Origin of the sequence: Streptoalloteichus tenebrarius (assembly GCF_024171885.1) — a bacterium.
Classification (GTDB): domain Bacteria; phylum Actinomycetota; class Actinomycetes; order Mycobacteriales; family Pseudonocardiaceae; genus Streptoalloteichus; species Streptoalloteichus tenebrarius.
Window position 1 is genome coordinate 39052 of record NZ_JAMTCP010000047.1, and the last position, 15322, is coordinate 54373.

General features: G+C 74.0%; 16 protein-coding genes. All 16 read left to right on the forward strand.

Going from position 1 to position 15322, the window contains the following annotated elements; translation table 11 throughout:
* Positions 1–12: 12 nt before the first annotated feature.
* Entirely contained in the window at positions 13–1545 is a 1533-nt protein-coding gene (locus tag LX15_RS27275) for a bifunctional uroporphyrinogen-III C-methyltransferase/uroporphyrinogen-III synthase (RefSeq protein WP_253672808.1), read from the forward strand.
* Between the two features lie 103 nt (positions 1546–1648).
* Positions 1649–2626 (forward strand): porphobilinogen synthase, encoded by a 978-nt coding sequence (hemB, locus tag LX15_RS27280; protein ID WP_253672810.1) that lies wholly within the window; start codon positions 1649–1651, stop codon positions 2624–2626.
* Between the two features lie 11 nt (positions 2627–2637).
* A complete protein-coding gene (locus LX15_RS27285) occupies positions 2638–3180 on the forward strand; it encodes a hypothetical protein (protein WP_253672812.1) in 543 nt (180 codons plus the stop codon).
* Between the two features lie 80 nt (positions 3181–3260).
* Complete coding sequence (locus LX15_RS27290; RefSeq protein WP_253672814.1) at positions 3261–4070, forward strand: hypothetical protein; 810 nt, start codon at positions 3261–3263, stop codon at positions 4068–4070.
* A 156-nt stretch (positions 4071–4226) separates the two neighbouring features.
* Positions 4227–4757: a hypothetical protein gene (locus LX15_RS27295; RefSeq protein WP_253672816.1), complete on the forward strand. Its 531-nt coding sequence runs from the start codon at positions 4227–4229 to the stop codon at positions 4755–4757.
* A gap of 164 nt (positions 4758–4921) precedes the next feature.
* A complete protein-coding gene (locus LX15_RS27300) occupies positions 4922–5458 on the forward strand; it encodes a hypothetical protein (RefSeq protein WP_253672818.1) in 537 nt (178 codons plus the stop codon).
* A gap of 190 nt (positions 5459–5648) precedes the next feature.
* The gene (locus tag LX15_RS27305; protein ID WP_253672820.1) at positions 5649–6101 is read left to right on the forward strand and encodes a hypothetical protein; all 453 of its coding nucleotides are present in this window, start codon (positions 5649–5651) and stop codon (positions 6099–6101) included.
* Entirely contained in the window at positions 6098–6541 is a 444-nt protein-coding gene (gene mce1N / locus LX15_RS27310; RefSeq protein ID WP_253672822.1) for a transport-regulating membrane protein Mce1N, read from the forward strand. The genes LX15_RS27305 and mce1N overlap by 4 nt, the downstream gene beginning before the upstream one ends.
* A 14-nt stretch (positions 6542–6555) precedes the next feature.
* A complete protein-coding gene (locus tag LX15_RS27315; protein ID WP_253672824.1) occupies positions 6556–6903 on the forward strand; it encodes a hypothetical protein in 348 nt (115 codons plus the stop codon).
* Positions 6904–7047: 144 nt separating this feature from the next.
* A complete protein-coding gene (hemL, locus tag LX15_RS27320) occupies positions 7048–8400 on the forward strand; it encodes a glutamate-1-semialdehyde 2,1-aminomutase (protein WP_253672826.1) in 1353 nt (450 codons plus the stop codon).
* Positions 8397–9026 (forward strand): histidine phosphatase family protein, encoded by a 630-nt coding sequence (locus LX15_RS27325; RefSeq protein WP_253672828.1) that lies wholly within the window; start codon positions 8397–8399, stop codon positions 9024–9026. The genes hemL and LX15_RS27325 overlap by 4 nt, the downstream gene beginning before the upstream one ends.
* Entirely contained in the window at positions 9023–9628 is a 606-nt protein-coding gene (locus LX15_RS27330; protein ID WP_253672830.1) for a TlpA family protein disulfide reductase, read from the forward strand. The genes LX15_RS27325 and LX15_RS27330 overlap by 4 nt, the downstream gene beginning before the upstream one ends.
* 155 nt (positions 9629–9783) lie before the next feature.
* Positions 9784–10500: a cytochrome c biogenesis CcdA family protein gene (locus tag LX15_RS27335; protein WP_253672846.1), complete on the forward strand. Its 717-nt coding sequence runs from the start codon at positions 9784–9786 to the stop codon at positions 10498–10500.
* Positions 10500–12113: a cytochrome c biogenesis protein ResB gene (gene resB, locus LX15_RS27340; RefSeq protein ID WP_253672832.1), complete on the forward strand. Its 1614-nt coding sequence runs from the start codon at positions 10500–10502 to the stop codon at positions 12111–12113. Before LX15_RS27335 ends, resB begins: the two co-directional genes overlap by 1 nt.
* Complete coding sequence (ccsB, locus tag LX15_RS27345) at positions 12113–13075, forward strand: c-type cytochrome biogenesis protein CcsB (protein WP_253672834.1); 963 nt, start codon at positions 12113–12115, stop codon at positions 13073–13075. Before resB ends, ccsB begins: the two co-directional genes overlap by 1 nt.
* 125 nt (positions 13076–13200) lie before the next feature.
* Positions 13201–14730, forward strand: a complete 1530-nt coding sequence (locus LX15_RS27350; protein WP_253672837.1) for an AAA family ATPase — start codon at positions 13201–13203, stop codon at positions 14728–14730.
* Positions 14731–15322: the final 592 nt, after the last annotated feature.

The window sequence follows — 15322 nt, forward strand, 5'->3', positions numbered from 1 at the left end:
GGGGAGTGCCTGATGACCACCCGTGCACGCAAGACCCCCGGACGCGTCGCCTTCGTGGGGTCCGGCCCCGGCGACGCGGGGTTGCTCACCGTGAGGGCGCAGGAGTTGTTGACCCGCGCCTCGCTGGTGGTGACCGACCCCGACGTCCCGGCCGAGGTCGTCGCGTTGGCGCCGGACGGCGCCGAGGTGCGGCCGGCCGTGGGCGACCCGGCGGACGTGGCCAGGGACCTGGTCACCGAGGCCAGGTCCGGGCGCTCGGTGGTCCGCCTGGTCGCCGGTGACCCGCTGACCGCCGACGCGGTGGTCAGGGAGGCGCAGGCCGTCGCCCGCACCAGCGTCGCCTTCGACGTGGTGCCCGGCGTGGCCAGCGTGACGGCGGTCCCCGCCTACGCCGGCATCGCCCTCGGCACGGTGCACACCGAGGCCGACGTGCGCGGCGACGTGGACTGGGCCGCCCTGGCCGCGGCTCCCGGCACCCTCGTGCTGCACGCCACCGGCAGCCACCTCGCCGAGGCCGCCTCGGCGCTGGTCGAGCACGGCGTGGCCGCGCAGACCCCGGTCGCGGTGACGGCCGAGGGCACCACGTGCAGCCAGCGCACGGTGGACACCACGCTGGCCACGCTGGCCGCGGACGCCGGCGAGCTGGCCGGCCCGCTGGTGGTGACCATCGGCGCCGCGGCGGGCGGCAGGGCGAAGCTGTCCTGGTGGGAGTCGCGGGCCCTCTACGGCTGGAAGGTCCTGGTGCCGCGCACCAAGGAGCAGGCGGGCGCGATGAGCGACCGGCTGCGCTCGCACGGCGCGATCCCGGTCGAGGTGCCGACCATCTCGGTCGAGCCGCCGCGCAGCCCCGCGCAGATGGAGCGCGCGGTCAAGGGCCTGGTCGACGGCCGCTACCAGTGGGTGATCTTCACCTCCACCAACGCGGTGCGCGCGGTGTGGGAGAAGTTCCGCGAGTTCGGCCTGGACGCGCGCGCGTTCTCCGGCGTGAAGATCGCCTGTATCGGCGAGGCCACCGCGGAGAAGGTGCGGTCGTTCGGGATCCAGCCGGAGCTGATCCCCTCCGGCGAGCAGACCAGCGAGGGCCTGCTCGCCGACTTCCCGCCGCACGACGACATCCTGGACCCGGTGGACCGGGTGCTGCTGCCCAGGGCCGACATCGCCACCGAGACGCTGGCGGCCGGCCTGCGGGACCGCGGCTGGGAGATCGACGACGTGACCGCGTACCGCACGGTCAGGGCCGCGCCGCCGCCCGCCGACACCCGCGAGATGATCAAGACCGGCGGGTTCGACGCGGTGTGCTTCACCTCGTCGTCCACCGTGCGGAACCTGGTCGGCATCGCCGGCAAGCCGCACGCCCGCACGATCGTCGCCTGCATCGGCCCCGCCACGGCGGAGACGGCCCGCGAGTTCGGCCTGCGGGTCGACGTCCAGCCGGAGGTGGCCCAGGTGCCGGCGCTGGTCGAGGCCCTGGCGCAGCACGCGGCCCGGCTGCGGGCCGAGGGCGCGCTGCCGCCGCCGCGCAAGACCAAGCGCGCCCGTCGCTGAGGCGCGCCGAGACCGACCGGTCGACGCCGACCGCGTCGCGCCGGGTCCGCCCGGTCCCGCGCGCGGTCGGCGTCGAGCCCCGCCCCGAAGGGAGTACGTCGAGGTGTTCCCGTCCCACCGTCCGCGTCGGCTGCGGACCACCCCCGCGATGCGCCGCCTGGTCGCCGAGACGAGCGTCGAGCCCCGCCACCTGGTGCTGCCGATGTTCGTCAGGGAGGGGGCCGGCGAGCCGATCCCGATCGCCTCGATGCCGGGCGTCGTGCAGCACACCCGCGACTCGCTGCGCAAGGCCGCCGTCGAGGCGGTGGAGGCGGGCGTCGGCGGGCTGATGCTCTTCGGCGTCCCCGAGACCAGGGACGCGACCGGGTCCGGCGCGGTCGACGAGAACGGCGTCCTCAACGTGGCCCTGCGCGACGTGCGGGCCGAGGTCGGCGACGCGACCGTGTTGATGTCCGACTGCTGCCTCGACGAGTTCACCGACCACGGGCACTGCGGGGTGCTCGCCGAGGACGGTTCGGTCGACAACGACGCGACGCTGCGGATCTACGCCGACATGGCGGTGGCGCAGGTCGAGGCCGGGGCGCACATGGTCGGCCCGAGCGGGATGATGGACGGCCAGGTGGGCGTGATCCGCGCCGCGCTGGACGAGGCGGGGCACACCGACGCCGGCATCCTCGCCTACTCCGTCAAGTACGCCTCGGCGTTCTACGGGCCGTTCCGGGACGCGGTGGAGTCGGCGCTCACCGGCGACCGCAAGACCTACCAGCAGGACCCGGCGAACTTCCGCGAGTCGCTGCGCGAGCTGGACCTGGACCTGGCCGAGGGCGCGGACGCGGTGATGGTGAAGCCCGCCCTGCCCTACCTGGACGTGCTGCGCGCCGTGGCCGAGGTGTCGACCGTCCCGGTGTTCGCCTACCAGGTGTCCGGCGAGTACGCGATGGTCGAGGCGGCCGCGGCCAACGGCTGGCTCGACCGGCGCCGCACGGTCCTGGAGACGCTCACCTCCGTCCGCAGGGCCGGCGCCGACTCGGTGCTGACCTACTGGGCGGTCGAGGCGGCGCACTGGCTCCGCGAGGGCTGACCGTGCACCCGATGTCCCCGGTCGCGCCGCCACCGGTGCCGGAGCCGCCGCCCGCGCCGAGGCCCCTGGTGGTGGCCCGGTGGTTGTGGATCAGCAGCGCGCTGCTGGGCGCCGTGCGGTCGGTCGTCAAGCTCGCCGACCGCAACCGGCTGGTCGACGAGCTGCGCCGGATCGACCCGAAGCTGGGGCAGGACCAGCTCGACCAGGCGGCCAGCGGCGGTGTCGCGTTCGGGCTGTTGCTCGCGCTGGCGTTGCTCGGGCTGTACGTGGCCCTGGCCAACCGGATGGCCAGGGGGTGGAACCCCGCCAGGGTGGTGCTCGCCGTGCTGGGCGGGCTGGGCCTGCTCGGGGGCCTGGTCGGCCTCGCCGGGGTCTCGGTCGGGTTGGCCGGGGCGCTGGGGGTCCGCGTCGGCGTGTTCGACGTCGTGGTGGCCGTGGTCTCGCTGGGCCTCGACGGGGCGGCGCTGGTGCTGATGTTCCTGCCGCGGGTCAACGGCTGGTTCGCCCACGTGGGGCACGTCCGGCGGGCCCGGCTCGCCGCTCCTCCCCGTTAGGACGAACGAGTGTCGCCCGTTCCGGGGGTTTTGCTCGGCTGAAGCGGATCAGTCGCCGGGACCGGCCTAGGTTGCGGCGGGTGACCGCCCCCCACGACAACGACGCCGAGAAGGAGCGGAAGGAGCGGTCGGACCAGCCGCCTTCCGCGCCACCGCCCCAGCAGGGGACCGGCGGCGGGCCGACGCCGGTCCCGCCCGACGGTCTCCCGCCGTCCCCGGCGGAGCCGCCGACCACCCCCCTCGCCACACCGCCGCCCGGCGAGGCCACGGGCGCCCGCGGCGGCGGCCCCACCGGCGGCCCCACCGGCGGGCCGCCCGCGCCGGAGCGGCCCCAGGCCGCCGCGCCGGGGCAGGAGGACGGCGGCCTGCCCGTCGCCCCTCCGGTCAGCGGACCGCCGCCCCCGCTGCCGGGAGCCACCGGCTACCCTCCCGCGCCGCCGTGGACCGAGCCGCCCGCCCAGCCCGCGGCCGCGCCGCCCCGCGAGGTGCGGATCTCGTTCTGGATCTGGATCGCCAGCGCCGTGCTCAGCGCGCTCAGCTCCCTGCTGACCCTCACGCAGCGGGACGCGGCCGTCGACCAGATCCGGCGGCAGGACCCCAACATCACCGCCGAGGAGGCCGAGCGGCTGGCCAACGTCACCATCGGCCTGACGATCGTGGTGGCCGTGGTCGTGGCCGCCCTGTACGTGTTCTTCGCCGTGAAGATGCGGGCCGGGCGGAACTGGGCCCGGATCACGCTCACCGTGGTCACGGCGTTGTTCCTGCTGGTGCAGGTCGCGGCGGCCTCGGCCGGCTCGGTCGGCACCCTGATCGCGATCGCCGCCGTCGTGTTGATGTTCCTGCCCAACGCCAACGCCTACTTCCGCGGCGAGCGTCGCCCGGCGGGCTGACCTCGGGGGTCGAGGGGCTGGTGAGGCCGGCGGGCCGGCGTCCGGCCCGTCGACCCGCGCGGTGGTTCCGGTCGAACGTGGCGTCGGGGCGGCGGAGTTCTCCGCGAGTGCCCCGACGTCTCGTTTTGTGTTTGCTTGCCCGATCTACGGTGGGGTGTGACGGATTCACCAGGAGCTGATCAGAGCCCGCCCCCATCGCCCCCATCGCCCGTCGACCACCTGCCCTCCGCGCCGTCGCTGAGCGTCCACGAGGCGGCGCTCCCGCCGCGTCCGGTCGAGGTCACGGCCTCGTTCTGGGCCTGGATCGTCGGCGCGTTGTCGCCTCTCCTGCTGCCGGTCGCGCTCATCTCCGAGCGGGACGAGACGGTCCGGGTGGCGTTGGAGAGCGACTCGACGCTGGAGGGGCCGCAGGTCGCCGTCGCCGTGATGCTGGCCATCGCGTTCAGCGCGGTGCTCGCGGTCGTCGTCGCCGCGCTCTGCCTGCTGTTCGCGTTCAAGGTGCGGGCTGGACGGAACTGGGCTCGGATCACCCTCACCGTGCTCACCGTGTTCGGCGTGTCGTTCACCGCCGTGGACCCGTCCTGGCCGTCGTTGGTGTCGACGCTGGTCGCGGTGGTCGCCACGGTGTTGATGTTCCTGCCCAACGCCAACGCCTACTTCCGGGGCCAGCGTCGCCCCGGGGGCTGACCTCTGGGCTGGCTGACCTCCCGATGGGCGAGGCCGGCGGGCCGGCGTCCGTCCTGTCGGGCCGCGCGTCGGTTCCGGTCGAACGTGGCGTTGGGGCGGCGGAGTTCTCCGCGTGTGCCCCAACGTCACGTTTTGTGTTTGCTCGTCCGATCTACGGTGGGGGCGTGACGGATTCACCCAGACCCGACCAGGGTCCGACCCCCTTCCCTCCGGCGCCGCCGGCGCCCGTCGACCACCTGCCCCCCGCGCCGCCGCTGAGCGCCCACGAGGCGGCGCTCCCGCCGCGTCCGGTCGAGGTCACGGTCTCGTTCTGGACCTGGATCGCCAGCGCGGTGTGGTCCTTCGCCGCGCCGGTGATCCTCGTGACCCAACGCGACGAGGTGGTCCGCCTGACCAGGGCGAGCCAGCCGACGCTGACCGCCCAGCAGGTCGAGGCGGGCGTGTCGCTGGCCATCGGGACCAGCACGGTGGTGGCGATCGTCGTCGCCACGCTGTACGTGTTGTTCGGCTTCAAGATGCGGGCGGGCCGGAACTGGGCCCGGATCACCCTCACCGTGCTCACCGCGCTCGGCGCGCTGTCCCTCGCCTTCTCCCTGTCCTGGATGTCGCTGCTGTCGACGCTGGTTTCGGTCGTCGCGGTCGTGTTGATGTACCTGCCCAACGCCAACGCCTACTTCAGGGCCCAGCAGCGCGTGGGCTGACGACGGGGAGTGCGCGCGCCCCCTTCGATCGCCCCGACCTGGGGCTCCCTGACGAGGGGTGGCGTTCGCGCGGCCCGTGAGACGCGGTGCGCTGGCCGGTGGCCGCCCGATCCCGGGCATGACCGCCTCCTCCCGGCGCGTCGCGTCCTACCCTGCGACGGAGGCGGCCCGGCGGCGGACGGAGGAACTCGTGGGCGACGACGGAAGCGTGACCGAGACCAGGGCGCCGCGCTCCGCGCACCTCGCGGTCGGTTTCTTCCTGGCGTTGGCCGTGTTCGTCGTGGTGCAGGCCGGCCTGCTCTGGGTGGGGCGGGGCGCGGTCCGGCAGGACCTGCTGGACCGCGGCCTGGTGGCCGCCGACCAGGTCGACCAGGTCGTCGACCGCCTCGTCTGGCAGAACGCCGCGGTGAACGTGATCTTCGCCGCCGCCAGCGCCGGGTTCGCCGTGCCGCTGCGTCGCGGCCGCGCGTGGGCGCGGGCCGCGTTGACCCTGGTCGGCGCGCTCCAGCTCTTCCTGTTGCTGGTCGCGGGCGGGCTGACCGTGACCGGTGTGGTCGTCCTCGTCCTGCTGGTCGGTGGGCTGGTCACGCTGTGGGTGCCGTCCACCACCCGGTGGCTGGCCGAGGCGCGGGGACCGGCGTGAGCGAGCCGCGGCCCGTGCTCCACTCCGAGTCGGGGGCGAGCTGGTGGCCGGTGCTCTGGGGCCCGGCCCTCGCCGTGGTCGGGGTGGTCGTGGACCTGGCGGTCGGCGGAGGGACGCACTGGGGCGCCTGGTCGGTGGCGGCGACCGGGTGGGTCGTCGGCAGCGTGGTGTGGGTCCATGCCCGGCGCCGGGCCTGCTCGGTGTCGCTGACCCCGGCGGTGTTGCGCCAGGGCAGGGAAGAGCTGCCGGTTGACCGGATCGCCGAGGTCGAGGACGTGGGCGCGCCGGTCGGCGCCCGGGTCCTCGGGGGAGGGTGGACGCCGCCGCGCGGCGCCACGGCCGTTCCCCTGCGGTTGGACGACGGCAGCGTCGTGCTCGCCTGGTCCCACGATCCGGCGGCGCTGCGCGCCGCCGTCGCGCGTCTGCTGCGCCGGCCGTGAGAAGCTGCCGAGCTGTGAGCGCCGCAGAGACCACCGTGCCCGCCGGCACGCCGCCGGTGCCCGGCGCCGGGTCCTCGCCCCGGTTGAACCAGCCGTGGCGCGCGCTCGTCGCGCTCGCCGAGGTCGTCGTGGCCGTGCTGCTCGTCCTGGCCGCGGTGTGGGCGTGGCGGAGCGCCGCCGTCGTGGTCGAGTTCCCCGCCTGGCGGGAGGGAGATCCCGTGCAGCGGGTCACCCGCTACTACGGCCACTGGATGGCGAGCGCGGTCGGGCTCGCGGCGCTGGCGGGGTTCGCCCTGCTGGACGCGCTGCGTCAGCTCGTGCTCGCGGTCAGGGCCGGCGGCAGGGGCCGTCGGCGGCGCTGAGCCGTCCCGGCCGTCCTCCCATCCCGGGCCGTCCTCCCATCCCGGCGCGGCCGTCCGGCGCGGTCGGGCAGTCCGCGTGCGGGGAGATCCGGGTCACGCAGGGGGTGCGTCCGATCGCCTCAGCCGGCTGCGACACTGGGAGACGTGACGGCCTCGGAGAACACGGCGGAGACCAGGACGGGTGCGGCGAACACCGCCGCGTCGCGTGCCCTGTTCGAGCGAGCGGCGAGCGCCACCCCCGGCGGGGTCAACTCGCCGGTGCGCGCCTTCCACGCGGTGGGCGGCACACCGCGCTTCATGGTGCGGGGCGAGGGCGCCTACCTGTGGGACGCCGACGGCAACCGCTACGTCGACCTGGTGTCCTCGTGGGGGCCGATGATCCTCGGCCACGCCCACCCCGCGGTGGTGGAGGCGGTGCGGAGGGCGGCCGGCGACGGCCTGTCCTTCGGCACGCCGACCGAGGGCGAGATCGAACTCGCCGAGGAGATCATCGCCAGGGTGGAGCCGGTCGAGCGGGTCCGGCTGGTCAACTCGGGCACCGAGGCCACGATGAGCGCCGTGCGCCTGGCCAGGGGCTTCACCGGCCGGCGCAAGGTGATCAAGTTCGCCGGCTGCTACCACGGGCACGTGGACGCGCTGCTGGCGCACGCCGGGTCGGGCGTGGCCACGCTGGGCCTGCCCACCACCCCCGGCGTCACCGGCGCGCAGGCCGCCGACACGATCGTCCTGCCCTACAACGACATCGACGCGGTGCGGGCGGTCCTCGCCGAGCACGGCGAGGACGTCGCCTGCGTGATCACCGAGGCCGCCGCCGGCAACATGGGCGCGGTCGCCCCGGTGGAGGGCTTCAACGCGGCCCTGCGCGACGCCTGCCACGAGCACGGCGCGCTGCTGGTCATGGACGAGGTGATGACCGGGTTCCGGGTGTCCCGCTCCGGCTGGTACGGCCTGGACGGGGTCGCCGGCGACCTCTACACCTTCGGCAAGGTCATGTCGGGCGGCCTGCCCGCGGCGGCCTTCGGCGGCAGGGCCGACATCATGGCGCGGCTGGCCCCGGTCGGCCCGGTGTACCAGGCGGGCACGCTGTCCGGGAACCCGGTGGCGGTCGCCGCGGGCCTGGCCAACCTCCGCAACGCCACCGACGAGGTCTACGCCGCCCTGGACGCCAACGCCCGGCGGCTCGGCGACCTGATCGGCGCGGCGCTCGCCGAGGCCGGCGTCACCCACCGCGTGCAGTACGCCGGCAACCTGGTCAGCGTGTTCTTCACCGCCGACGAGGTGCGCGACTACGACTCCGCGAAGGCGGCCCAGACCTGGCGGTTCCCGCCGTTCTTCCACGCGCTGCTGGAGCGCGGCGTCTACGCGCCGCCCAGCGCGTTCGAGGCGTGGTTCGTGTCCGCGGCGCTGGACGACGCGGCGTTCGAGGTGATCGCGGACGCGCTGCCGCACGCCGCGGCGGCCGCCGCCGCGGCGCAGGCCCCGGAGGAGAGCAAGTGACCCGCACCGTCGTCCACCTCCTCCGGCACGGCGAGGTCTACAACCCGGAGGGCATCCTCTACGGCCGGCTGCCCGGCTTCCGGCTCTCCGGCACGGGCCAGCAGCAGGCCAAGCTGGTCGCCGAGCACCTGGCCGACCACGACGTGACGCACGTGGTGGCGTCGCCGCTGGAGCGGGCGCAGCAGACCGCGCGGCCGATCGCCGAGGCGCACGCGTTGGAGGTCGTGGCCGACGACCGGCTGATCGAGGCGGACAACCTGTTCGAGGGGCTGCGGGTGGCCGTCGGTGATGGCGCCCTGCGGTCGCCGCAGCACTGGCCGAAGCTGCGCAACCCGTTCAGACCGTCCTGGGGCGAGCCGTACCTGGTGATCGCGCACCGCATGCTGGCGGCCGTGCACCGGGCCAGGGCCGCCGCCGCCGGCCACGAGGCCGTGTGCGTCTCCCACCAGCTCCCGATCTGGACGCTGCGGCGCTTCCTGGAGGGCCGGCGGCTGTGGCACGACCCCCGGCGCCGGCAGTGCTCGCTGGCCTCGTTGACCAGCCTGGTGTTCGAGGACGAGAAGCTGATCCGGATCGCCTACGCCGAGCCGGCCGGCAGCACCGACCCCGCGGTGACCGGGGCGTGACCGTGCGGCCGGTCATCCGTCGTCTCGGGGTGGGGATCGCCGCCGGCCTGGCCGCCGTCCTGGCGCTGGCCGGCTGCTCGACCGGGGGCGACGCGGTCGCCACCGGCGGGGACTTCCAGTTCGTCTCGCCGGGCGGGCAGACGGAGATCCGGTACGGGGACGCGGACCGGAAGAAGGCCCCGGAGATCGCCGGGGAGAGCCTGACCGAGCAGGGGAAGCGGATCAGCGTCTCCGACTACGCCGGCAAGGTCGTGGTGGTCAACCTCTGGGGCTCGTGGTGCGGGCCGTGCCGGGGCGAGGCCGACGACCTCGAACGCGTGGCGGCGGCCACCAAGGACTCCGGGGTCCAGTTCCTCGGGGTGAACGTGAAGGACGACCGCAGCGCGGCCCAGGACTTCGTCCGCAACAACGGGGTCACCTTCCCGTCGCTGTTCGACCCGCCCGGCCGGTCCCTGATCGGGCTGAAGGGCTACCCGCGCAGCACGGTGCCGTCGACGATCGTGCTGGACCGCCAGCACCGGGTCGCCGCGGTGTTCCTGAAACCGCTGCTCGACACGGACCTCAGGCCCGTGGTGGAGCAGATCGCCGCCGAACCGGCGTGACCGCCCGTCCCGGCTCCCGGCCGGCGGAGCGCGGTGCGGGCTGCGTCACCCGACGGGTGGGCCGGTGCGTAGTCACCCAACACGTTTGCCTACGCTGACGGGCCGTGGACTTCAATGGCCTGGCGGTGTCCGGGCCGCTGCTGTTGGCGGCGGCCATGGCGATGCTGGCGGGCACGGTGTCCTTCGCCTCCCCGTGCGTCGTGCCGCTCGTGCCGGGTTACCTCGCCTACCTCGCGGGAGTCGTGGGCGCCGAGGCGCCGCCCGTCGAGGCCGGCGAGCCGCGCCCGCGCGGGCGCTGGCGGGTGGCCGGCGCGGCCGCGTTGTTCGTCGCCGGGTTCACCGTGGTCTTCGCCGTGATGATGCTGGGCGTGGTCGGCCTGTCCGACGCCCTGTTCGGCAACATGGAGCTGCTGCAACGGGTCGGCGGCGTCGTGACCATCCTGATGGGGCTGGTCTTCGTCGGGCTCGTCCCCGCCCTGCAACGGGACGTCCGCTCACACCGGGTCCCCCGGCTCGGCCTCGCGGGCGCGCCCCTGCTCGGGGCGCTGTTCGGCCTCGGCTGGACGCCGTGCATGGGGCCGATGCTCACCGGCGTGGTCGCCGTGGCCGCGGGCACCGGGGGCGGGAGCTTCCGGGGCGTGGCCCTGATCCTCGCCTACTGCCTCGGCCTCGGCCTGCCGTTCGTGGTGCTGGCGCTGGGCGCCCGGTGGGCCGTGCGGGCCACCGGCTGGCTGCGCCGGCACGGCCGTCACGTGCAGGTCGCCGGGGGAGTCCTGCTGATCGTCGTGGGAGTGCTGCTGGTGACCGGGATGTGGGGTGAGCTGGTGGCCTGGCTGCGGACGCCGATCGCCGGATTCGAGACGCCGATCTGATGGCCGGCGTGCTCGCCTTCCTCAGGAACACCTGGCGCGGCCTGACCGCCATGCGGACCGCGCTGGTGTTGTTGTTCCTGCTCGCGCTGGCCGCGTTGCCCGGCGTGCTGCTGCCGCAGTACTCGCTGAACTCGGCGAAGGTGGCCGAGTACAAGGCCCAGCACGACGTCGTCGGGCCGTGGCTGGACAAGCTCGGCTTCTTCAACGTCTTCGCGGCGCCCTGGTTCGCCGCGGTCTACCTGATGCTGTTCGTCTCGCTGATCGGGTGCATCGCGCCCCGCACGGTCGAGTTCGCGCAGCAGCTCAGGGCCGAGCCCAGCCTCACACCGCGCCGCCTCACCCGCATGCCGCACCACGCGCGGGCCGAGGTCGACGCCGACCCGGACAGCGTGATCGCCCACGCCAGGCAGCGACTGCGGGGCTGGCGGGTGGCGGTGCGCGAGGAAGCCGACGGCGTCCGCACCCTCAGCGCTGAACGCGGCTTCCTGCGCGAGGCCGGCAACCTCGTCTTCCACTTCTCGATGATGCTGCTGCTCGTCGGCCTGGCCGTCGGCAAGCTGTACGGCTACGAGGGCCAGGTCATCGTCCGCGCCGACGGCACCGAGAACCGGCAGTGGTGCAACTCCGGCCTGTTCGCCTACGACTCGTTCCGGCCGGGCCTGCGAGTCGACGGCACCGAGCTGGCGCCGTTCTGCGTCAGGGTGGAGAACTTCCAGGCCAAGTACCTGCACACCGGCCAGGCCGACAGCTTCCACGCGGACATCTCCTACCAGGACGGCTCCGCGGCCACCGGGGGCGGCTCGGACGAGTGGCAGAAGTACGGGCTGGAGGTCAACAGCCCGCTGCGGGTCAACGGCAACCGCGTGTACCTGCTCGGCCACGGCTACGCCCCCCGGTTCGTGGTGACCTTCCCCGACGGACAGCAGCGCACCGGGTCCGTGCAGTGGAAGCCGATGGACAACGCCACCCTGCTCTCCGAGGGCGCCACCAAGTTCGACCGGCCCGGCGTCACCGACCCGGAGCAGCGGCGGAAGACGCAGCTCGCGATCACCGGCCTGTTCGCGCCCACCGCCGGCTACGACGGCACGGTGCTCACCTCGGTGTTCCCGATGCCCAACCGGCCGGCCGTCGCCGTGGACGTCTACCTCGGCGACCTGGGCGCCGACTCCGGCACCCCGCAGTCCATCTTCAGCATCGACCGGTCCATGGTGGACGCCGGCAGGCTCGTGAAGGTGGCCAGGAAGAACCTGGAGCTGGGGCAGGAGCTCACCCTGGAGGACGGCACCCGCATCCGGTTCGACGGCGTGGAGAACTGGGTGTCGCTCCAGGTCTCGCACGACCCGGCCCAGGAGTGGGTGCTCGTGGCCGCCGTGCTCGTGCTGGTCGGCCTCGGCGGCTCGCTGCTCATCAAACGACGCCGGCTGTGGGTGCGGGCCTCCCCGTCCGGCGGCGCGGACGGGACCGGTCGTACGGTCGTCGAGGTCGGCGGGCTCGCCCGCACGGACCAGGCCGGGTACGGCGAGGAGTTCACCAGGCTTGCCGACGGTTTGCTGGCCGTCGGCCGACCCAGGGCCGCCGTGGGCGGCGGCCCCGAACGACGGGACGTGCCCTGATGCCGATCAACCAGACGTACTCGCAGTACAGCGACCTGTCCGTGGTCAGCGCCATGGCGGTCTACTTCCTGGCGATGCTGCTGCACGCCGCCGAGAACGCGTTCGGTCGGCAGGCGGCGAAGCGGGAGAGCAGGAACGCCGTCGCGGCGGGTGTTGGCGGCGGCACCGTGGTGGCCGAGCGCCCGGCCCCTCCGCCGCCAGGGGAGCGCCTGCTGCCCGAGCGGCTGGGCCGGATGGGCGTGGCGCTCACCGTGCTCGGCGCCCTGCTGCACCTGGCCTCGCTGGTGCTGCGCGGGTTGGCCACCAGCCGCGTGCCGTGGGGCAACATGTACGAGTACATCTCCGCGGTGTGCCTGGCCGCGGTGGTGGCCTGGCTGGTGATGGTGCGACGGCACCCGGTGCGCCAGCTCGGCGCGTTCGTGCTGACGCCGGTCGGCATCATGCTGTTCATCGCGGCCAAGCTGCTCTACGCGGACGCCGCCCCGGTGGTGCCGGCCCTGCGCTCGTACTGGATCGTGATCCACGTGTCCGCCGCGGTGATCGCCAGCGGCGCCTTCCTCGTCGCCGGCGTCACCAGCGCGTTGTTCATCGTGAAGGCCAGCAACGAGGCCAACCCGAAGCGTTTCGCCCGGCTCGCCGCCCGACTCCCGGAGTCGGCGGCCCTGGACAAGACCTCGTACCGGATCTCGGTGTTCGCCTTCCCGCTGCTGACCTTCGGCATCATCGCCGGCGCCGTCTGGGCCGAGTCGGCGTGGGGCCGGTACTGGGGCTGGGACCCGAAGGAGACGGTCGCCTTCATCTCGTGGGTGATCTACGCCGCCTACCTCCACTCCCGGGCGACCGCCGGTTGGCGGGGCAGTCGCGCCGCATGGGTGAACGTCGCCGGTTTCGCCACCACCGTGTTCAATCTGTTCTTCGTCAACCTGGTCACCACGGGACTGCACTCCTACGCGGGAGTCTGACCCGTTCGGGCGCGACCACCTGCGACGACTGTTATCGTCTTGGCCGACCCCAGGTCGACTCGGCGGCGGTGCTGGCACTACCTTCCGGTCGCGACAGGAAACGCCCAAGGGGGAGGACTCCAGCGGTGACCGGACGCTACGAGGAGCCCGAAGGCCGGCAGTGGCAGCAGCCGGGGGCCACGCCGGCCCAGCAGTCGGAGCCGGCGGGCGCGGGACGCGTCGATCCCTCGGCCTCCGGGCGGCACCAGGTGGCGGGCGGTCCCTCCGGTCCCCATCCCGTGGACCCGACGGGCCGGCCGGTCGAGCAGCCGGCCCCGCTCTACGCCGACCCGTCCAGCTCGGGTCAGTACCAGGTGGGCGGGGGAGCCTCCGGCCCGTACCCGGTCGGTGGCGGCGCCTCCGGCCCGTACCAGGTGAGTGGCGGTGCGTCCGGTCCCTATCAGGTGAGCGGCGGCGCGTCGGGCCCGTACCCGGTCGGCGGGGGTCCCTCCGGGCCTTACCCGGTGTCCGGCGGGCCGTCCGGTCCGCACCAGGTCGCGGGTGGCCCCTCCGGGCCGTACCCGGTCGACCCGCACGCCTCGGGGCCGTACTACGTGGAGCAGCACGCCTCCGGCCCCCAGCAGGCGGCCCAGCCCGGGTACTACCAGCAGGGGATGGTCCAGCCCGGCGCGACCGGCGCGCCGGCGGCGCAGCACCCGCAGCAGGCCGCCCGGCCGAACCAGCAGGACCTGTCCTCCTCCCAGCTCATCAAGCAGGGCAAGCGGCCGCCGCAGTCCGGCTGGCGCCGGGCCCTGTACCTGGCCTCCGGCCGGACGATCAACCTGGGTGAGAGCGCGGCCGACCTGCACCGCAGGGAGCTGATCGCCCGGATCAACCAGCCCCTGCACGGCTGCTACAAGATCGCGATGCTCAGCCTGAAGGGCGGCGTCGGCAAGACGACCACCACCACGACCCTCGGCTCGACCTTCTCGTCCCTGCGCGGCGACCGGGTGATCGCCGTGGACGCCAACCCCGACCGGGGCACGCTGGCGCAGAAGATCCCGCTGGAGACGACGGCGACCGTGCGGCACCTGCTGCGGGACGCCAGCCGGGTCCGCAAGTACAGCGACATCCGCGCCTACACCTCGCAGGGCCCGAGCCGGCTGGAGGTGCTGGCCAGCGAGCAGGACCCGGCCGTGTCCGAGGCGTTCAGCGAGCAGGACTACCGGCGCACGGTCGAGCTGCTGGAGCACTTCTACAACATCGTGCTCACCGACTGCGGCACCGGTCTGATGCACTCGGCCATGAAGGGCGTGCTGGAGCTGGCCGACTCGCTGGTGATCGTGTCGTCCGGCTCGGTGGACGGCGCCCGCAGCGCCTCGGCCACCCTGGACTGGCTGGACGCGCACGGCTACCGCGAGCTGGTGTCCCGGTCGGTCGCGGTGATCAACTCGGTGCGTCCCGGCTCGGGCAAGGTCGACCTGGACAAGCTGGCGCAGCACTTCGCGGCGCGGTGCCGCGCGGTCTGCCGCATCCCGTTCGACCCGCACCTGGAGGAGGGCGCGGAGATCGAGCTGGACCGGCTGGCCCCGGCCACCCGGCTGGCCCTGCTGGAGCTGGCGGCCACGGTCGCCGACGACTTCCCGCACGCCAGCGCGCGGGGCCGGGCCCAGTGACGGGTGACGGGCGCCGGGGGAACGGGCGGAGTCGGGTAATCCGTCGGTAAAGAGAGTCCCGTCCGGGTGATCTTCGGCCACGGGTGGGCGACGGTCGCTCCACGCGTGCGAGTGCTCACATTTCCGCGCCCTCGTCGTCGTGCCGAGAGTGGCATGTCGAGAGTGGGCGGGGGTGTGACGTCCGAGGGACTCGGTGAGGGCCGGGCCGGTGCTGGGGCCGCCAGATGCCGTGACACGGGGGTCTGAGCGAGGGCCGGGTGCGGCCTGGTGGGCCTGGGAGGCGTTCCGGCCCGGGCCGGGGGCGATGGGGCGCCAGGAGACTCGACGAGGGCCGCGTCTGTCCGGGCCGAGGGAGTGTCTCGGGTGGGCCTGGCGCTCCGAGACGGGAGGCGGCTGGTCCGGGTCCGAGCGGGCGGGAAGCCCCAGCGGACGTGTTGAGTGTCAAAACGCCACAGGAGCGCGCGTTTCCAGCCACCCAGCCCGCGATTTCGCCCATAACAGTGTTACTTGGGGGAACCCCCAATATTTATGCTCGCGCACAAAGTTGGGGTGGGGCAAGGCCCGGGTCGGGGGTTCCTCATCCACGAGGAGG

Coding starts and splice junctions, on each gene's coding strand:
- LX15_RS27275 (WP_253672808.1), top strand. CDS start 13: ATGACCACCCGTGCACGCAAGACCCCCGGACGCGTCGCCTTCGTGGGG.
- LX15_RS27285 (WP_253672812.1), top strand. CDS start 2,638: ATGTCCCCGGTCGCGCCGCCACCGGTGCCGGAGCCGCCGCCCGCGCCG.
- LX15_RS27335 (WP_253672846.1), top strand. CDS start 9,784: ATGGCGATGCTGGCGGGCACGGTGTCCTTCGCCTCCCCGTGCGTCGTG.
- resB (WP_253672832.1), top strand. CDS start 10,500: ATGGCCGGCGTGCTCGCCTTCCTCAGGAACACCTGGCGCGGCCTGACC.
- ccsB (WP_253672834.1), top strand. CDS start 12,113: ATGCCGATCAACCAGACGTACTCGCAGTACAGCGACCTGTCCGTGGTC.